Source organism: Dechloromonas sp. CZR5 (assembly GCF_008711155.1).
Lineage (GTDB): Bacteria > Pseudomonadota > Gammaproteobacteria > Burkholderiales > Rhodocyclaceae > Azonexus.
In genome coordinates this window covers 308,179-327,020 of record NZ_VUYQ01000001.1, presented here as the reverse complement: position 1 = coordinate 327,020, position 18,842 = coordinate 308,179, and the positions used below count along the sequence as shown (strand labels likewise).

At 62.3% G+C, this 18,842-nt stretch carries 21 protein-coding genes; 12 read left to right on the top strand and 9 right to left on the bottom strand.

What is annotated here, in order from left to right:
- From F1002_RS01600 to F1002_RS01580, 5 genes are all read left to right on the top strand, one after another.
- A complete protein-coding gene (locus tag F1002_RS01600; RefSeq protein WP_150427281.1) occupies positions 1-210 on the top strand; it encodes a hypothetical protein in 210 nt (69 codons plus the stop codon).
- Positions 210-1,379: a class I SAM-dependent methyltransferase gene (locus F1002_RS01595; protein WP_150427280.1), complete on the top strand. Its 1,170-nt coding sequence runs from the start codon at positions 210-212 to the stop codon at positions 1,377-1,379. Before F1002_RS01600 ends, F1002_RS01595 begins: the two co-directional genes overlap by 1 nt.
- On the top strand, positions 1,376-2,188 hold the full coding sequence (gene pyrF, locus F1002_RS01590; RefSeq protein ID WP_150427279.1) for an orotidine-5'-phosphate decarboxylase: 813 nt from the start codon (positions 1,376-1,378) through the stop codon (positions 2,186-2,188). The genes F1002_RS01595 and pyrF overlap by 4 nt, the downstream gene beginning before the upstream one ends.
- A gap of 12 nt (positions 2,189-2,200) precedes the next feature.
- A complete protein-coding gene (locus tag F1002_RS01585) occupies positions 2,201-3,055 on the top strand; it encodes a neutral zinc metallopeptidase (RefSeq protein WP_150427278.1) in 855 nt (284 codons plus the stop codon).
- Between the two features lie 70 nt (positions 3,056-3,125).
- Positions 3,126-3,941: a peptidoglycan DD-metalloendopeptidase family protein gene (locus F1002_RS01580; protein WP_150427277.1), complete on the top strand. Its 816-nt coding sequence runs from the start codon at positions 3,126-3,128 to the stop codon at positions 3,939-3,941.
- A gap of 40 nt (positions 3,942-3,981) precedes the next feature.
- On the opposite strand, the gene F1002_RS21365 is transcribed toward F1002_RS01580, so the two are convergent.
- Positions 3,982-4,110: a hypothetical protein gene (locus F1002_RS21365; protein WP_255584426.1), complete on the bottom strand. Its 129-nt coding sequence runs from the start codon at positions 4,108-4,110 to the stop codon at positions 3,982-3,984.
- Positions 4,111-4,177: 67 nt separating this feature from the next.
- Between F1002_RS21365 and F1002_RS01575 the strand changes: the two genes are divergently transcribed.
- A complete protein-coding gene (locus tag F1002_RS01575; protein WP_150427276.1) occupies positions 4,178-4,492 on the top strand; it encodes a hypothetical protein in 315 nt (104 codons plus the stop codon).
- A gap of 11 nt (positions 4,493-4,503) precedes the next feature.
- Here F1002_RS01575 and F1002_RS01570 read toward each other — a convergent pair whose 3' ends face one another.
- From F1002_RS01570 to F1002_RS01545, 6 genes are all read right to left on the bottom strand, one after another.
- A complete protein-coding gene (locus tag F1002_RS01570; RefSeq protein WP_150427275.1) occupies positions 4,504-4,953 on the bottom strand; it encodes an MEKHLA domain-containing protein in 450 nt (149 codons plus the stop codon).
- Positions 4,950-5,294, bottom strand: coding sequence for a RidA family protein (locus F1002_RS01565; RefSeq protein WP_150427274.1), 345 nt, complete (start codon positions 5,292-5,294; stop codon positions 4,950-4,952). Before F1002_RS01565 ends, F1002_RS01570 begins: the two co-directional genes overlap by 4 nt.
- Positions 5,295-5,557: 263 nt before the next feature.
- Positions 5,558-5,902, bottom strand: a complete 345-nt coding sequence (locus tag F1002_RS01560) for a hypothetical protein (RefSeq protein WP_223879417.1) — start codon at positions 5,900-5,902, stop codon at positions 5,558-5,560.
- Positions 5,903-5,980: 78 nt separating this feature from the next.
- A complete protein-coding gene (locus F1002_RS01555) occupies positions 5,981-7,264 on the bottom strand; it encodes a hypothetical protein (protein ID WP_150427272.1) in 1,284 nt (427 codons plus the stop codon).
- Positions 7,265-7,270: 6 nt separating this feature from the next.
- The gene (locus tag F1002_RS01550; RefSeq protein WP_150427271.1) at positions 7,271-8,356 is read right to left on the bottom strand and encodes a two-component system response regulator; all 1,086 of its coding nucleotides are present in this window, start codon (positions 8,354-8,356) and stop codon (positions 7,271-7,273) included.
- A complete protein-coding gene (locus F1002_RS01545) occupies positions 8,353-11,508 on the bottom strand; it encodes a response regulator (protein ID WP_191090273.1) in 3,156 nt (1,051 codons plus the stop codon). The genes F1002_RS01550 and F1002_RS01545 overlap by 4 nt, the downstream gene beginning before the upstream one ends.
- Before the next feature lie 210 nt (positions 11,509-11,718).
- Between F1002_RS01545 and F1002_RS01540 the strand changes: the two genes are divergently transcribed.
- The 6 genes from F1002_RS01540 to F1002_RS01515 all read left to right on the top strand — a co-directional run bounded on the left by F1002_RS01540 (position 11,719) and on the right by F1002_RS01515 (position 17,063).
- Positions 11,719-12,306: a hypothetical protein gene (locus tag F1002_RS01540; protein WP_150427269.1), complete on the top strand. Its 588-nt coding sequence runs from the start codon at positions 11,719-11,721 to the stop codon at positions 12,304-12,306.
- Positions 12,307-12,315: 9 nt separating this feature from the next.
- Positions 12,316-13,464 carry an efflux RND transporter periplasmic adaptor subunit gene (locus F1002_RS01535; protein WP_150427268.1) on the top strand — a complete coding sequence of 383 codons (1,149 nt, stop codon included), beginning with the start codon at positions 12,316-12,318 and terminating at the stop codon, positions 13,462-13,464.
- A 4-nt stretch (positions 13,465-13,468) separates the two neighbouring features.
- Entirely contained in the window at positions 13,469-14,158 is a 690-nt protein-coding gene (locus F1002_RS01530) for an ABC transporter ATP-binding protein (RefSeq protein WP_150427267.1), read from the top strand.
- On the top strand, positions 14,145-15,353 hold the full coding sequence (locus F1002_RS01525) for an ABC transporter permease (RefSeq protein ID WP_150427266.1): 1,209 nt from the start codon (positions 14,145-14,147) through the stop codon (positions 15,351-15,353). Before F1002_RS01530 ends, F1002_RS01525 begins: the two co-directional genes overlap by 14 nt.
- A gap of 1 nt (position 15,354) precedes the next feature.
- Entirely contained in the window at positions 15,355-16,554 is a 1,200-nt protein-coding gene (locus tag F1002_RS01520; protein ID WP_150427265.1) for an ABC transporter permease, read from the top strand.
- A 71-nt stretch (positions 16,555-16,625) separates the two neighbouring features.
- Positions 16,626-17,063 carry a MaoC family dehydratase gene (locus F1002_RS01515; protein ID WP_150427264.1) on the top strand — a complete coding sequence of 146 codons (438 nt, stop codon included), beginning with the start codon at positions 16,626-16,628 and terminating at the stop codon, positions 17,061-17,063.
- A gap of 81 nt (positions 17,064-17,144) precedes the next feature.
- Here the strand turns inward: F1002_RS01515 and F1002_RS01510 are convergent, their stop codons facing one another.
- Positions 17,145-18,425, bottom strand: coding sequence for a pseudouridine synthase (locus F1002_RS01510; protein ID WP_150427263.1), 1,281 nt, complete (start codon positions 18,423-18,425; stop codon positions 17,145-17,147).
- Positions 18,422-18,766, bottom strand: coding sequence for an FKBP-type peptidyl-prolyl cis-trans isomerase (locus F1002_RS01505; RefSeq protein WP_150427262.1), 345 nt, complete (start codon positions 18,764-18,766; stop codon positions 18,422-18,424). Before F1002_RS01505 ends, F1002_RS01510 begins: the two co-directional genes overlap by 4 nt.
- Between the last annotated feature and the right edge of the window lie 76 nt (positions 18,767-18,842).

The following is an 18,842-nucleotide window of genomic DNA, read 5'->3' as shown; positions in this document are numbered from 1 at the left end:
ATGGCCGGAAGCTGGGGCTGCCCGCATGAAGTCGATGACCGGTGCACCAAGATCAACAACCTGCCATGCAACCCCGGCATGAAAGGCTGCGAGCTCGCCGGCCGCTTCCGCTTCGCCGACGAGAGCAAGAACGAGCGCTACTGGGAAAAGAGGGCGCGCGAGAAGGCGGCGGCCGACCTTGCCGCCCGGAAACCCGACAATAGCCATTGATGCCGCTGGACGTCGCACAACTCGGCCAGGTATTCACGCCCCCCGACGTGGTGGCTTTCATGCTCGACCTCTGCCAAAACAAGGGCCGGGTCCTGGAACCGTCGGCCGGCGACGGGGCCTTTTTCGCCACCCTGCGCCAACGTGGTGCCGATGTCGTGGGCATTGAGATCGACGCCCGCGTCGCACCGGAAGGGGCCACGGTACGCGATTTCTTCGCCTATCCGCTCAGCGAGCAGTTCGACACCATCGTTGGCAACCCGCCCTACGTGCGCTATCAGGATGTCGCAGCCGACACCAAAAAGCGCCTGAAGTCCGAGCTCTTCGATGCGCGCAGCAACCTCTTCCTGTTCTTCATCGAGAAGGCCGTGCGCCATCTGAAGCCGGGCGGCGAGCTGGTCTTCATCGTACCGCGCGAGTTCATCAAGCTGACGGCCGCCAAGAAGTTGAATGCCTGGCTATACCAACAGGGCAGCATCACGCACTTCTACGAGACCGGCGATGTCCGCGTATTCGACGGGGCAACGCCCAACTGCGCCATTTTCCGCTTTGAAAAGGGACGCCTGGACCGCCACATGGCCGACGGGCGGATTTTCACCGAGGTCGACGGCCAGCTGATGTTCCTGCGCGACAATCATCGCGTCCGCTTTGCCGACGTATTCACCGTCAAGGTCGGCGCCGTGTCCGGGGCCGACCACCTGTTTGCCCACCCCAAGGGCAACATGGAATTCGTGTATTCGAAGACCGGCGAAACCGGCGACACCCGGCGCATGCTGTACGGCATCAAGCACCCGCACCTCGACAAGCACAAGGATGAGCTGCTCGCCCGCCGCGTACGCAAGTTCGACGAAGGCAACTGGTGGCAGTGGGGCCGCCATTTTCCGATCAACGAACTGCCGCGTATCTACGTCAATGGTCGCACCCGCCGACAGGAACCCTTCTTCCTGCACGACTGTCATGCTTTCGACGGTTCCATCCTGGCCTTGTTCACCAACAACCGCCGCATGCAGCGCCGCGACCTGATCGAATGCACGATGATGCTCAACAAGGAAGTGGACTGGCAGCAACTCGGTTTCGTCTGCGACGGCCGCTTCATCTTCACCCAGCGCAGCCTGCAGACCTGCCTGCTGCCGGACAAGTTTTCCCGCTATCTCCCGAAGGATTCCGCATGACCTTTATCGACCAACTGAACGCCGCATGGCGGAAAAACAATTCCCTGCTCTGCGTCGGCCTCGATCCCGACCCGGCCAAATTCCCGGCCCACCTGAAGGGCCGCGACGACGCGATCTTCGAATTCTGCGCCGCCATCGTCGACGCCACGGCCGACCTGGTCTGCTCGTTCAAACCGCAGATCGCCTACTTCGCCGCCCGCCGCGCCGAAGACCAGCTGGAAGCGCTGATCGCCCATATCCATGAAAAACATCCGGGCATCCCGGTCATCCTCGACAGCAAGCGTGGCGACATCGGCTCCACCGCCGAGCAGTACGCCGTCGAGGCCTTCGAGCGCTACAAGGCCGATGCCGTTACCGTGAACCCCTACATGGGCCGCGATTCGGTGGAACCCTACCTCGCCTATCCGGACAAGGGCGTCATCCTGCTCTGCCGTACCTCCAACCCGGGTGGCTCGGACCTGCAGTTCCTCGAAGTAAATGGTGAAAAATTGTATGAGCGCGTTGCCGCTCTGGCCGCCCGCGACTGGAACAGTACGGGCCAGATCGGCCTCGTCGTCGGCGCCACCTTCCCGGCCGAAATCGCCCGCGTGCGCGCCATCGTCGGCGACATGCCCCTGCTCGTGCCGGGCATCGGCGCCCAGGGGGGCGACATCGAGGCCACCGTCAAGGCGGGGAAAACCGGCAATGGTACCGGCTTGATGATCAATTCCTCCCGTGCCATCCTGTACGCTGGCAAGGACGACGGGTTTGCCGCAGCCGCCCGTAAAGTGGCGCAGGAAACCCGCGACGCCATCAATCAATACCGCTAAAAGGAAATTGCCATGCGCATGGACGACTACCGCGAAAGCGACAACATCGAAGACCGCCGGGGGGGCGGCGGCGTTGGCGTGGGCGGAGTCGGCATCGGCGGGGTCATCCTGGCGCTGGCCATCAGCTACTTTACCGGCATCAACCCGATGACCCTGCTCGGCATCATCGAGCAGACGCCGATTGCCCACCAGCAGGCGCCGGCCGCGCACAAACCGCCAGCCAATGACGAATCGGCGCGTTTCGTCTCCAAGGTGCTGGCATCTACCGAGGATGTGTGGACCGAGACCTTCCGCCAGAACGGCCGCCAGTACGAAGCGCCCAAGCTGGTGCTGTTCACTGGCGCCACGCCGACCGCCTGCGGTACCGGCCAGACCGCCATGGGGCCGTTCTACTGCCCCGGCGACCACAAGGTCTATATCGACCTCGCCTTCTACCGCGAGCTCAAGGAGCGCTTCCACGCCCCCGGCGAATTCGCCCAGGCCTACGTCGTCGCCCACGAGGTCGGCCATCACATCCAGAACCTGCTCGGCATCGCCGACAAGGTCCACCAGGCCCGCCAGCAGGCCGGCAAGGCCGAGGGCAACGCCTTGTCCGTACGCATGGAATTGCAGGCCGACTGCCTGGCCGGCGTCTGGGGCAAGCGCACCGACACGATGAAGAAGGTGCTCGAACCGGGCGATCTTGAAGCGGCCCTGACCGCTGCCACGGCCATCGGCGACGACCGCCTGCAGCAACAGGCACAAGGGCGCATCGTACCGGAGAGCTTCACCCACGGCACCTCGGAACAGCGCGTGCGCTGGTTCAAACGCGGCTTTGACAGCGGCGACATGAACCAGTGCAACACGTTCAAGGCCGCCAGTCTTTAATTCCGGCCTTTTTGAATCCCGACGCAGCCGGTAGCCTCGGCTGATGCGGGCCTACCCGACAAAACGCGACATGAAACGCCTCATCCCGCCATTGCTGCTGGCCAACGCCCTGCAGGCCTTTGCCCTGCCGCAGAATGCGCCGGTCCCCGGCGGCGTAGCGGTCATCGACCTCGGACCTGCCACACAAGCGGCTCCGCTGGCGCGCTGGGGCGAACAAGCACTGGCCGTGGTCAATGAACGGGGCCGCTGGTTCGCCCTGCTTGGCATCCCGCTCGATACCCTGCCCGGAGAGCTGGAAATCCGTGTGAGCAAGGGCGGCGCCATCGAACCCAAAACCGTCGCCATCGGCATCAGGAATTACCCGGAACAACGCCTGACCATCAAGGACAAGCGCAAGGTCGAACCCTCGCCGGAGGACATCGTTCGTATCGAGCGCGAGCAAAAGGTGACCGAGGCGGTAAAGAAGCGTTTTTCGGAGACCCCGCCGGACACCGCGCTCGACCAGCCCTCACCCGGGCCGCTGTCATCGCGCTTCGGCCTGCGCCGCTTCTTCAACGGCCAGCCGCGTAATCCGCACGCCGGTCTGGACGTTGCCGCCAGCAGCGGAACGCTCGTCCATGCCCCCAGCGATGCGGTCGTCGCCAACACCGGCGACTATTTCTTCAACGGCAATACCGTTTTCCTCGACCACGGACAAGGGCTGATCACGGCCTACATGCACCTTTCGCGCATCGACGTACGCCCCGGCCAGACAGTCAAACGCGGCGAGCCGCTCGGCGCCATCGGCGCGACCGGCCGGGTGACCGGGCCGCACCTGCACTGGGCGGTGATCCTCAACAACACCCCGGTCGATCCCGAACTTTTCCTGAGTACACGCCGAAAATAAAAAAGGCGGCCACTGCCGCCTTCGTTTGATGGAACGCCGCTCAGACCTTGGGCTTGCTCGGTGTACTCATCTGCTTTTCGTCCTTTGCCTTGTCGCCAGAACAGGCCAGCACATTCAGACTCGTCAGGGAAAATGCAAGGGCCAACAATCCGCATAACAGTTTCTTCATCGCAAACTCCTTTCCGGACAGGGGTAGGCGTTTGATCATTTCCCCGGAAAGTGGTTCATTACACCGCATGAAAGAGCGGATCATTGAATTGCATGCCGAAGCCCCGACCAAACCGGCCATCGGCGCTCCCTGCAACGGCTGCGGCGTGTGCTGCGCGCTGGAGACCTGCCCGCTTGCCATGCTTCGCTTCCTGAAACGCCGCGGCCCATGCCCGGCGCTGGCGTGGTCCGAGGAAGGAAGACGCTACACCTGCGGATTGCTGGACCACCCGGAACGCTACCTGCCGCTACCCGCAGGAGCGCATAGCTTGGCGCGGCGCTTTTTTGCCCGCAGCATCGCCGCCGGCCAAGGCTGCGATAGCGATGCAGAATTGGCGGATTGAGCGGCCAGCCTTTACGGAAGCGGCTGCCAATGCGCAAAGCTTGCTGCCTGCCCATGGCAGACACCATCGGCGTCCACCAGATTCCAGACTTCTGCCTGCACGATACGAAAACGTTTCCCCGTGGCGGAAATACGCACGCCGGCGTAGTCGTCGATGAAACCATCGCGTGCAACGCGTTCCAGGAGGCGCGCCCGTTCGTCGCGCGCCAGCGGCTCCGCCGAATAGCGTGAAGGAAGCTGCACAAAGGCGGAAAAATCCATCTCGAACACCTGCAAGGCCAGCCGGTTACCGTAGAAAAACACGGGATCGTCCTGCATACCGTGCGCGACGATCACCCGTGGCGCCTCCCACAAGGCCAATGCGACATCCGGAGCGGAATGGACGAGCGGCCGCCCGATCAGGCGATGGTAGCTTTCTGCAATCAAGGCCAGGCGAGGATCGTCCTGAATACCGGCACTCATGTTGCAGCTGTCACAGCCAATTCCAAACGCCAGTCCGGATTGGCCAAGCGGGCCTGGACACAAGCGCGAGTCGGCGCACAGCCCGCCGGCACCCAATCGTCCCAGACGGCATTCATCGCATCGTAATCGGCCATGTCCGCCAGATAGATCGTGACCATCAACAAGCGGTCCCGCGCACTTCCGGCCTGGGCCAGCAAGCGGTCTACGCTGGCCAGCACGTTGCCTGTCTGCTCGGCGATATCGCCGTCGGGGTTCGCAGGCACTTCAACCAGATAGACGGTTCCATTGTGCACCACACTGTCGGAGTAACGGCGTGTCGTGCCGTGACGCTGTATCTGCATTTGCTGATCCCAAAAACGTGAAGCCCATGCTGTTCAGGCACGGGCTTCGGTTACTGCGGCCCCTGCTCTTTCGGCCGGGGCATTACGGCTATTCGCCGTCAAGGAGTGCTACTCGGTAATCTCAAGAAATATTCCCTGCGAAAACTGCCATAGAATCTCCAGCAGCGCAGCGGGTACGACCACAACATGCAAGATTTGCTGCACACCTCACACGCTTTCAGATTAGCACGCCCAGCAAAAAAAGCCAGTATCACTCGAGCAGATCAGCGCCGGAAAATCACATTGGCGCCACGAGGCACTTTCGACGCGGGAGCATAGCCGATCGCTCCGGGCGTCGCCTGGACATACTTGATCACCTCATCGACACTGCCCATCTCCTGCGGTGGCGCACCCTTGCCAACATAGCGCCGAACCAGCCAGTACCCTGTGTACTGCTCCTCGCTTTGCTCCATGCAAGTCAACAGAAAATCATCACGGACCGGGTTGCCGGTCGGCAGGTTGATTGGCAGCACCTGCTGCTGCCCGATGCTGACGGCGCGTCCGGTGTAAAGGCGCTGCACGGTCAGTTTGTCGGTCTTCGGCAATGCCGAATGTCCGATGATCAGCACTTCTTCCCCCGCATAGACGACAGCCGGCCTCAGAAGAAGCAGACTGGTCACAAGGGTCAGAAAGTGTAACTTCATGGACTAGAAGGTAAAGCTATACGACAGCGAGAACACGTCGATATGCCTGTTGCCGCTTTCCCCCCCCACCGGCGCATCAATAAAACTGGACGCCACTTGCGTATCGATGCGCGACCATTCCGCCTTGAGCACGCTTTTCGCCGTCACCCAAAAAGAGGTTCCCAGCGCCAGGGTTGTCTGGTCATAGGGGACGGTAATATCGGCGAGAACGCGTTGATAGCCTCGCCACGGCGACGCTACGTTTGATGCATTTCCGTTGATGCGCTGGTACAAATCGAGGGCCTCCCCGGACGACTTGACCTTGGCGTAGTAGGCGTATGGCGTCCAGGCGCCGATACGCTTTGATATCGCCAGATATGCCCCCCAACGACTCAGCCCTCGGCTGGCACTTTCGATCCTGGCCTTGCCGAACTCGCCGGTTAACTTGAAATTCTCCGGAAGCGTCACACTCGCCCCCAAGGTCAGAATGGGCACCCGCAGACTGTCGACACCACCGCTGGAAAGGTTGTAGCACCCGGGGACAGGGGCGCCCGGGCAGTTTCCGAGCTCAAAACCTGCGCCGCTCTTCACCCCCGGACGAGAAGCCTCTCCCTCATGGTAGCCAACCCTGAAAACGTGCTCCAGGTTACGTGCCGTCAGGACCAATCCTGTGCTTTTCATGTCCACCGGCAAGAACCAGCTGCCTGGCGAAGTGGATTCGAGCGTCCGGTCTCGCCCGTAATAGCGCCAATACGTACTGGCTTTCCCGGAATAGCCCTCGGCCGTCCAGTCCAACTGCTCTCCGAACCAGGTTTTACTGACGCTGATGCCCACCACGTCGGTGGTTGGCGCAATCGAATAGACCTCCAACGGCAGCCGCACAAAATCGTAGGTTGCGCCGACATCGGCGTTTTCGGTATTCAACATGAACGGAAGGCGCAATTTTCCGACGCGAATCAACCAATCGTCGCTCGGTCGCCAGGAAACGAAAGCCCAAGCCACCGAAGCCTGCCATTGCGTATCGTAGTGATCCGATGGTGCCGCTTTGGCCTGAACGGTTGCACCCCACTGCTGCGAGAAACGCGCGTCGACTTGCGCACCGAGAATGCTATCGCGCTTGAATGTCCCTTTTTCATCAATGAAGCGCTGATAGTTGACCGGCTGATCGGACTGGGCATAGCCCAGCGTTCCGAATCCCGACCACGTGAGGTCTACGGCCAGCGCGGGTGCGGCATGCGCAACAAAGACGAAGGCAGCCACTCCCCCAAGAATACGATTCGGCATATTCACTTCGGATACTCTTGTCATGACAAATTACTCGTCCGCCAGTTTAATGGCAATTTCCGCAAAAACGCTCTCCAATGCGAGAAAAGCCTCTACCAGCAGGGGATCGAAGTGAGTGCCGCGCCCTTGAACGACGATTTCCACTGCCTCGGCATGACTGAATGCTTCTTTATATGGGCGCCTTGAGCGCAGGGCATCGTAAACATCGGCAACAGCCATGAGACGTGCAGCAAGCGGTATTGCTTCACCGGCCAGTCGATCCGGATATCCGCTGCCATCCCAGCGCTCATGGTGGCTACGCGCAATCTGGCAGGCAAACACCAGCATTTCGTTGTCTCCGCCCATTTCCCGCAAGGAGCGCTGCAACATGCTTTCACCCTTGATGCTGTGGGTTTTCATGATTTCGAATTCTTCGGGCGTATGGCGCCCCGCCTTGAGCAGGATGTGGTCCGGTATCGCAATTTTCCCGATATCGTGCAAAGGGGAAGCCTTGGCGATACGATCGATCTGGTCGCGCCCGAGAAATGCACCATCCCTGGGCTGACGGCTCAGGTATTCGGCCAGCAGACGGACGTAATCCTGAGTGCGTCGAATATGATTACCGGTGCATTCGTCACGAAACTCGGCAAGCGACACCATCACCCTGATGGTCGCCTCCTGCAAACGGAACACTTCGCTGACACGCGCCTCCACCTCCTTCTCGAGCCAGGCGCTTTTGTCTTCAAGAAAAATTTGCCAGTTCCGGATTTGCAAATGGGTTCGTACCCGAGCCAGAACAACCGATGGCGCAATCGGTTTGTGAATGAAATCGACGGCCCCCATGGCCAAGCCCCGCTCCTCATCCTCGGCCCCCGACTTGGCCGTCAGGAATATGATGGGAACCTTGCTGGTGGATGGATCGGCCTTCAGCTTGCGGAATACTTCGTAGCCGTCCATTTCCGGCATCATGATGTCAAGCAGGATCAGGTCCGGTCGCGACATCGCGGCCAGTTCGAGCCCGCGCGCACCGCTATTGGCCAGCTTGACGCGATACTGGGTACGCAACAGTTGGTTCAACAGGCTGAGATTCCCCGGGGTATCGTCGATCACCAGGATGCTTGCGCGTTCGTCGCTCATGGCGCTCCTCCGCTTCTCCGCTCGAAGCTACCAAGAATATCCAGTGCTTCGGCAAAATTCCATTGCCTGATGGCGTAATCAATTGCCGCGATCTGACGCGGACTGAACAACACCGTCAGGCGCTCCTTGTTCTGACGCCATAGTTCCTCGGCTTCACCGTCCCCTTCGTGCAGTTGCTGGCGCAGATGCTCAAGCACCGAATCAAGTGATTCGGCATCACGGGCAAGCGTCTCGCCATGCGCAAAGGGTAATCCTTGCAACAACGGAAGCAAGGCGGACAAGTGGCTGCGTACGGCGCATAGCTCTGTGTCGACTCCGCCCCCCTCGGCCAAGGCCGACTCCAGAACGGCAAGTGCCGACTGCAGAGAAGTCATGGCAAAGGTACCGGCCAATCCTTTCAGCGTATGCGCCTGACGCCGTGCGGTATCCGTATCCCCCCGCGCCAGGTTGGCCTCGACGGATTCGAGCCAGCGCAGGTAATCATCGACAAACTGCCGCAACGCCCTTTTCAGGAACGGAATACGCCCGGCAAAGCGACGTAGCAGAATACCGGAGTCGATTGCGGCGACTCCCTCCAGCGCCCGCAAGAACAACGCATCTTCGCCCTCGCACAAGCGGGGAGCCGACGCCTCATGGGCGTCAACGCCATGCCAATAACGCTGAAGCATGGCCAGCAAGACCTCGGGTTCGAACGGCTTCGCAATATAGGCCGACACCCCCTGTGCCAGCGTGTCATTCATGCCATGACCCACCACGTGGGCCGTCATGGCAATGATGGGCAGATCGGCATAACGACGATCCCCGCGCAGGCGCAGCGTCGCCTCCCGGCCATCCATCACCGGCATCTCGATATCCATGAGAACGGCTGCAAAATATTGCGGCGCATGTGCCGCAACGCAATCGAGAGCCTCCTGGCCGTTGCCGGCTATTTCAACGCGCGCCCCCCAGCCGCCGAGCATTTCGCAGGCAATCTGCTGACTCATCGCGTTGTCCTCGACCAACAGGACATTCATCCCTTCCAGTACCCGGGCAACAAGCCGCGGCACGGCATGAGACGGTACAGCCCTCGCGGCCTCTTCTCCCGCACTGAGGCATATTCTGGTCAACTCGCCAGGCATCAGCGGCTTCTGCACGACCTCGGTGATTCCATCCTGGACCGCCTCCTGGCGCAGGAGTGCCGGATCGCTCGGAGAAACGACAATCACGCAATCGGGCAAGCCGACCGCCGTTGAAGACAAGCGCTCGATCAACTCGCCGCCTGTCATGTCCGGCAGCAACCAGTCCACGATCAGCAAATCGTAGACTTCGAAATCATCCCCGGCATCCGTAAGACGCAGCAAGGCCTCCTCTCCGCTCCCAACGCAATCCACACAGGGACACCCCATTGCCGACAGCAGCCTGGCCATCGACTCCCGGGCGCCCGGGTAATCGTCCACCACCAATGCACGACGGACCGCCAGCCCCTGGCGGCCCCCATCAGGGATCTCGTCGGGCACCACCGGGACCTCGACGGTAAAACGGAAGGAGCTCCCCACGCCAAAGGTGCTCTCGACCTGCAAATCGCCACTCATCGCGAGTACAAGGCGCCTCGAAATAGCCAGCCCAAGGCCTGTTCCACCGTACTTTCGGGTCGTCGAGCCATCCGCCTGGGTGAACTCGCCGAACAAGCGCCCCTGCTGCTCGGATGTCATGCCGATACCGGTATCTTCGACACAAAACGCAACAATGGCCCGGGAAGACTCATTGGTCGTCTGGATGACCCGCAGGCACACGTGGCCGTGCTCCGTGAATTTCACGGCATTGCTCAGCAGGTTGATCAACACCTGGCCCAGACGCAACGGATCGCCGACCAGGCAACGCAAGGCTGGCGAAGGCTGAAAGTCGAGAATCAGCTCCAGCCCCTTCTCCTCCGCCTTGGCCTGCACCATGAACAAGGCGTTTTGCACAACCTCTTCAAGATCGAAACGCACCGCTTCGAGTGCCACCTTGCCCGCCTCGATCTTTGAATAATCGAGGATATCGTTGAGGATGCCCAACAAGGATTTCGCTGCCACGTGTATTTTGGAAACGTAATCGTGCTGACGCGCCGGCAGGCCGGAATTCAATGCAAGATAAGCCATGCCGATGATGGCATTCATCGGGGTCCTGATTTCATGGCTCATGTTGGCCAGGAAAATGGCCTTGGTTTCGGCCGCCACCTCGGCCCGGGCCCTCGCCTGGCGCAAGGCGCGCTGCACGAGCTCGCGCTGAGCGAGGTCGGCCTCGATGGCTGTCGCCATGCTGTCGATGGTCGTCGCCAGCGAATGCACCTCCTCGACACCATGAATATCGCCGACACGCTTGCCATAAGATTTTTCGGCAAGGGCAAGCGCCGTCTGGTGAAGGGAAGTCAACGGTGCCAAAAGGTTCCGCTTCAGGTAGTAATAGCCGAAGATCAGCACGAAAACGGCCCACACGAGCAGCATCAAGGCAATAACAATCCAGCGCCGGAGCTTTTCCCCCGCCTGTACGAGTGCAAGCTTGGTCCGCTGGTCCACTTGCGCAGACAAGGCGGCAACCGCGATCGCCAGATCCGCACGATGTTTGAGATATTGCGGCTCATGCAACAAGGCGTTCGCGAACTCGGTTTGCGGCTCGGCCTCGGAGACCATTTCCTTCTTTACCGGATCGTACAAACCCTGCGTGGCAGCGAAAGCGACCTGTTCGACTTCTTTCATTGCATCGGTAATGCGGAATACCCGCTGCAGGATGGCCTGCTCCGCCGCATCGAAACCCAGCCGGCTGCCGCGCTGGAAAAGTGCATCCCCCTGCCCGGGCGGCGGCGGCACATAGCTGCGCATGCCGCTGACGACCTCCTCCCAGTAAGTCGCGGAAACGCCTTGCAAAGGCGGTTTGCTGCCTTCGCGGATGGCCAGGATGTCGTAGTAATAAATCAGGTAGCGTGGATTCGCTGTCGTCACATAGGAAGACACCAGGCGGCTGAGGAGTTCCACCTCGCGATGCACCTCGACCATCAACTCCATCGACTCCTGCCTGTGGCGGGCCGCTTCATAGGCGTCGGTATACGCCGACAAGGCGCTCAAGGTCGCCACACTGATCATCGCCAACATGCCTCCCAGCGCCAGAAGTACGGTCAGCAAGGCCTTGCGCAAGCTGAGATGCCGCTGGCGAAAGACTATGTCATCCGACTTCCTTTGGGAAAAAACACCCACCAGCCCTGTCTCCCCATTTGCAGCGATGAAAACCGAATCATATGACAGTTCAAAATATTTGGTATGAGTTCGGTCAGGGCGCATCAAGCCGATTGGCCTAATCGCGGCATTGGTTCAAAATACCGCTATTCGCCCACCCCCTCTGGCCCCATGGACAACCTCATCAAGGACACCGCTACGCTGGAGCTGTTTTGCTGGCTTGAGCCGGGTGCCGACCTGCCCGGCTGGGACATCCTGAAGGGCAGCCCGTTTGGCGCCACGCTGGCCGCTCCTGAGGGTGGCGAACCCAGCGCGGGAGACCAGCTGTTGTCGGTGCAGAATTACTTTGCCGAGTACCACCTCGAGTACTTCCGCCAACGTCGCTACAACCATTTCCCGAGTCGCCTGCATGCCATGCTCCAGTTCGCCACGCGAACCGATGCCATGACCTTCCGGACCAAGCACCCGCAGCGCGTTTTCGGAAAGAACCTCGTCTGCGCGCAAACGAAGGGCGCTTACCTCTGCTCTTTCCACGACGCCAGCTGGCTGGACTACCTGCGCCTGCCGCACAGCCTGTCGCTGACCGCGCTGGACGAAGTAGCCGATTACTACTGGTCCGGCAGAACCGTCGAAGAAGTCGGCCTGACCTTCATGAACGAACCCTGGCACGAACCCCCGGTCATCGAAGCGCTCTACCAGGGGGTGCTCGAGCCGGTCTGGGGCCACCAGCAGTCGGGATGGCTGCCGGGCTTTCGATAGGACACACCCATGCGCCGGATTGCCATTGCCCTCGCGATTCTTGTCGTACTCGGCCTCGGGATTTTCGCGGCGACTCGCCCGACGCCGGTCGCGGTTACGCTCAAGGATGTCGACGAAGGCAAGGTCGAGGCGACCTTGGCCAACACCCGCGCCGGCACCATCGAAGCCTGCCAGCGAACCAAGCTGTCGACCATCGTCGGCGGGCGAATCGAATACCTCAGCGTCAAGGAAGGCGACAAGGTGAAGAAGGGGCAATTGCTCCTCAAGCTATGGAACGACGACCAACAGGCCAATGCCGCGCTGGCCCAGGCACAGATGGCGCTCAGCGCCCGCCGCGTTGACGAGGCCTGCATCGCCGCTGCCAATGCGGAAAAGGAAGCCCGCCGCCAGAGCGAACTGCGCGACAGGGGATTCGTCTCGACCAGCAAGGAAGAAGCCGCCCGCACCGACGCCGAAATCCACCGCGCCGCCTGCAACACGGCAAAAGCCGATGTCGCCCAGGCCGAAGCGAAGTTCAAGGCCACACGCGTCGAACAGGGGCGCGTCGTGCTCTATGCACCGTTCGACGGGACCGTTGCCAAGATCGTCGGCGAACTGGGCGAATACTCGACGCCCTCGCCCCCGGGCGTGCCGACTCCCCCCGCCATCGACCTGATCGACGACTCCTGCCTCTACGTCAAGGCCCCCATGGATGAGGTCGACGCCCCCAAAATCCGCGTTGGACAGGCCGTGCGCATCACCCTGGATGCCCTGCCCGGCAAGACCCTGCCCGGCAAGGTCCGGCGGGTTGCACCTTACGTTTCCGCCGTCGAAAAGCAGGCACGAACGGTCGACATCGAAGTGGACTTCGAACACCCCGAAGAAGCCGGCAAACTGCTCGTCGGCTACAGCACCGATGTCGAAATCATCCTCTCCGGCCGCGACAAGGTCATTCGTACCCCGACCGCCGCCATCCAGGAGGGCGGGCGTGTCCTGATCTACAACCCCGACAGCGGCAAGCTGGAGGAACGACGCATCAAGGCCGGGCTGGCCAATTGGGAGTACACCGAGGTACTGGATGGCCTGAAACCCGGCGAGCGTATCGTGACCTCGCTCGACAAAGCCGGCGTCAAGGCCGGCGCCAGCGCGACACCGGACGACAAGAGCGGGACGAAGTAGCCTCATGGCGCTGATCGAACTGTCCGGCATCGAACGGCGCTTCCTGCTCGGCGACACTACCGTGAATGCGCTGAACGGGCTGGACCTGCAGATCGACGCCGGCCAGTATGTCGCCGTGATGGGCCCATCGGGTTCGGGAAAATCCACCCTGCTCAACCTGCTCGGCCTGCTTGACCGCCCGAATGCCGGCAGTTACCGGCTGGAAGGACGCGATGTCACCACCCTGTCGCCTGAGGAACAGGCCACCGTGCGCAGCCGGCGCATCGGCTTCGTCTTCCAGAGCTTCCATCTGGTGCCGCGCCTCACGGCGGCGGAAAACATCGCCCTGCCGATGATGCTGGCCGGGATTGCTCCGGCCGAACGCAAGCAGCGCGTGGCGCAGGCGCTGACGGATTTCGGCCTGGACAAACGCGCCGATCACAAGCCCGACCAGCTCTCCGGCGGCCAGCGCCAGCGCGTCGCCATCGCCCGCGCCACCATCATGCAGCCGGCCCTGATCCTTGCCGACGAACCGACCGGCAATCTCGACCGCCACACCGGCGACGAGGTCGTTCACCTGCTCGAGGCCCTGAATAGCCAGGGCGTCACGCTGATCGTCGTCACCCACGACCCGGCGCTAGGCGCCCGCGCCGGCCGCCAGCTGGTCATGGAGGATGGCCGGCTGAAGCACGACAGCGCCCATGCGCCTGGCTGACACCCTGCGTTTTGCCCGCGACGCTGCCGCCGGCTACCCCGTGCGCACGGCACTCTCGGTACTCGCCATGTCGATCGGCGTTGCCGCCGTCGTCATCCTGACCGCCCTGGGCGACGGCGCAAGGCGCTATGTCGTCGGCCAGTTCTCGTCACTCGGCACCAACCTGGTCATCGTGCTGCCCGGCCGTTCCGGCACCGGCGGCTTCAATCCGGCCAACGCCATCACCTCGACGCCGCGCGACCTGACCATCGACGACGCCGCCAGCCTGCGCCGCCTGCCCAGCGTCCGCCGCGTGGCGCCGCTCGCCGTCGGCACCTCGGAAATCGCCCACGGCGGCAAGCTGCGCGAAGCCATGGTCGCCGGCTCGACCGCCGAATTCATCCCCATCCGCAATTTCGAGCTTGCCCAGGGCAGCCCCCTGCCCGATGAAGACTGGAATCGCGGCTCATCGGTCGCCATCATCGGCGCCAAGCTGCGCCAGGAAATTTTCGGTACGGAACCTGCCGTGGGGCAACTGGTGCGGGTCGGCGACCGGCGCCTGCGCGTCATCGGCGTTCTCAAGCCGCTCGGCCAGGGACTGGGCATGAACACCGACGAACTGGTCATCGTGCCGGTCTCTCTGGCCCAGGCGATGTTCAATTCCAACACCCTCTTCCGCATCCTGATCGAAGCCAACAGTCGCGAAGCCATTCCGGCCGCCCGGACGCAGTCGCTGGAGCTCCTCAAGCAGCGCCATCGCGGCGAGGAGGATGTCACCGTGATCACCCAGGATGCCGTTCTCGCCACCTTCGACAAGCTGCTCGGGGCGCTGACCCTGGCCGTTGCCGGGATCGCGGCGATCAGCCTGGCCGTTGCCGGCATACTCGTCATGAACGTCATGCTCGTCGCGGTCACCCAGCGTACCGGTGAAATCGGCCTGCTCAAGGCGCTCGGCGCCTCCGCCGACACCATCCGTCTTGCATTTCTGGCCGAGGCGGCCATGCTCTCGGGGATAGGCGCGCTGCTCGGCTACCTGCTCGGTCAACTCGGGGCCTTTGCCCTGCGCCAGGCCTTTCCGGTCTTTCCGGCCTATCCGCCCGACTGGGCGGTCATCGCCGGTCTGAGCACCGCCCTAGCAACCGGCCTGCTGTTCGGCGTCATGCCGGCTCGCCAAGCTGCCCGCCTCGAACCGGTTCTGGCGCTGATGAAGCACTGACATGCTGGCCGCCGACGCCTTCCAACTAGCCCTCCGCGCCGTCACAGCGCAACGCCTGCGCAGCTTCCTGACGCTCCTCGGCATCGCCGTCGGCATTGCCGCGGTGATCCTGCTCACCTCGATCGGCGAAGGCATCCATCGCTTCGTGCTGGCCGAATTCAGCCAGTTCGGCACCAATGTCGTTGCCGTCCACCCGGGAAAGACCAAGACCGGCGGCACTTCGTCCGGCCTGCCGACCAGCGCCCGTCCCCTGTCGCTCGACGACGCCAGGGCGCTGGCCACCCTGCCTCACGTCGTTGCCAGCACACCCAGCACCTGGGGCAACGCCGAAGTGGGGGCCAACGGCCGGCTGCGCCGCACCTTGGTCTATGGCGTCGGTCCGCAGATGCTTGACGTCTTCAAGGGCAAGATACGCGTCGGCCAGTTCCTGCCGCACGATGATGCGGAGAATGCGCGGGCGCTGGTTGTCCTCGGCCCCAAACTGAAGGAGGAGCTCTACGGTGCCGAAAACGCCCTCGGTACACGCTTGCGCATCGGCCCCGACCAGTTCCGCGTCATTGGCATTCTCGAGCCGAAAGGCCAGTTCCTCGGCATCGACCTCGACGACACCGCCTTCATACCGGCAGCGCGGGCACTCGAAATCTTCAATCGCGACGGCCTCAACGAAATCAATCTGGCCGCCGAAGAGGGCATCCCGTCACGGATCGTCGCCGATGCGGTGCGTGAACGCATGATCGCGCGCCACGGCCACGAGGATTTCACCATCGTCACCCAGGAGGAGATGATGGCGACGCTGTCCAATATCCTCAACGTGCTGACCATGGCCGTCGGCGCGCTGGGCGGTATCTCGCTGCTGGTCGGCGGGGTCGGCATCGTCACCATCATGACCATCGCCGTCAGCGAACGGACCGGTGAGATCGGGCTGCTGGTCGCCCTCGGCGCTCCCCGGCGCACCATCCTGCTGCTCTTTCTCGGCGAAGCCATCGCGCTCTCCGCCATTGGCGGCCTGATGGGTCTGGGTATCGGGGTTGGCCTGGCCCAATTGATCCATCTGCTGCTACCCGCCCTGCCGGTACATACGCCGCTGACTTTCGTCGGCCTCGCTGAAGGTCTGGCCATCGCCATCGGCCTGGCTGCCGGCGTCCTGCCGGCACGGCGCGCAGCACGCCTCGACCCGGTCGAGGCGCTGCGTGCCGAATGACCCCCATTCATCCATACGCACCGGTATGGTAGAGTACCCTTTTCCCAACCGATAAAAGCAAGGAGTTCAGCATGACCTATCACATCGATCAGCTGCATCCCGGCATGTCCGCCAGCACCTCGAAGACCGTCACCGAAGCCGACATCATCCTGTTTGCCGGCATCTCGACCGACGTCAACCCGGCCCACCTCGACGAGGAATACTGCAAGGGCACGATGTTCGGCACGCGCATCGCGCACGGCATGCTGTCGGCCGGTTTCATTTCCGCCACCCTGGCCAACAAACTGCCCGGCCCGGGCACCATCTACCTGTCGCAAACGCTGAAGTTCAAGGCGCCGGTCAAGCCGGGCGACACCGTCACCGCCACCGTCACCGTGCGTGAAGTCAATGTCGAAAAGAACCGCGTGATTCTCGACACCGTATGCACCGTCGGCGGCAAGACCGTCATTGACGGCGAATGCCTGATGATGCCGCCGGTCCGTGCCGCCAAGCCAACCGGTACCGTCTGATTCGCCACTAGAAGCACCACAAACAACAACGCCGGCTTGAAGCCGGCGTTGTCTTTTTCTGGAGCATCTGCAGACGACGGGTCAGAATGCCTCGTCGGCACGCAGGAAGCGCCATTGCCCCATCGGCAGGTCGCCCAGGCGAATACGGCCGATACGCACGCGCTTCAGGCCGATAACCTTGAGCCCCACCAGTTCGCACATGCGGCGAATCTGGCGCTTCTTGCCTTCCTTCAGGATGAAGTGGAGCTGGTCCTCATTCAGCTGCTTGACCCACGCCTGCTTCAACGGCTTGCCATCAAGCTCAAGACCGTGGCGCAGCAGATCCAGCCCACCCTTGATCATCTCGCCCGAAACGCGCACCAGGTATTCCTTCTCGGCATCGCTATCCTCGCCAATCAGGCGCTTGGCGACACGGCCGTCGCTGGTCAGCACCAGCAATCCGGTGGAGTCGACGTCGAGACGCCCCGCCGGCGCAAGACCGCGCAACATCCACGGCTTGAACTCCGGACCGCCGGACTGCGGCACCTGGCTTTCGGCGGTGATCAGCGTCACAGCCGGCACACTCCCAGGCTCCGGCTGGCCGGATACGTAGCCGACCGGCTTGTGCAACAGGATGGTGACAGCCTTGGCCTGATCCTTCTTGGCCTCTTGCGAAACCGTGATATCGGCACCCGGATCGATACGCGTCCCGAGTTCGCTGACCTGCTCGCCGTTGACGAACACCCAACCACGCTCGATCCAGAGATCGGCTTCACGGCGGGAGCACAAGCCACGCTCGGACATGACCTTGGAAAGACGAACACCCTCCGGCGGCGGCCCCTCCGGGCGGGCGGGCGGCGTTGCCGAACGTCCGGCATCGGCGTCACGGCGCACAGGGCGATCGCTTCCGGCACGCGGCGTATCGTCGCGGCTGCGTACCGGCCGAGGCGCCTTGCTCAAGGCCTGCGCTCTGGCCCACGGCGACTCCGCATTGGCTTCGCTGCGCGCCGGCGCACGAGAGGCGCTGCGCGGCTTGCGATCCGAGGAGGACGCTGCGCTGTCGCGCGTTCGTTCGTTACGCTGCACACGCTCGGCCTTTGCCTTGGCATCGGCCTCCTGTTTTTCCTGCAAGGTCGGCCGCACACGCGGCGGACCTCCGCGTAGCGGCTTGCGAGCTTGTTTCTCGGCATCGCGCGCGACGGCGGCCTTGTTCACACCGAGGGTGCCGGCAGGCTTTTCAGGTGCATCGACAACGCGGGCAGCCGGGCGTTTTGCCGGTTTTTCCGGGTCGTCCGCGGGCGCCGTATCGGCAATTGGCTTGGGCGCCTCAGCCGGGTCACCCGGCTTGCGCCACTTGCCCCAAGGATCTTCACTACCGCTCATTGCAGGTCGAGCAGTTCAACCTCGAAAACCAGCGTCGCGTTCGGCGGAATCACGCCGCCCGCGCCGCGTGCGCCGTAGCCGAGTTGAGCCGGAATGGTCAGCTTGCGCGTACCGCCGATCTTCATGCCTTGAACGCCTTCGTCCCAGCCTTTGATGACGTGGCCCTGGCCGAGCGGGAACTGGAAAGGATCGTTGCGATCCTTGCTCGAGTCGAACTTGCTGCCGTTGGTCAGCCAGCCGGTGTAATGCACCGTGACGAAATCGCCGGCCTTGGCTACAGCGCCCGTGCCTTCGACAGTATCTTCATAAATCAGGCCCGATGCCGTGGTGATTTCAGCCATGAACAGCTCCTTTGCGAAAGGCGGTGAGTTTACCATAAGCCATTGAAAAGCCTTTGACTTATTGGAATTTCTCCGT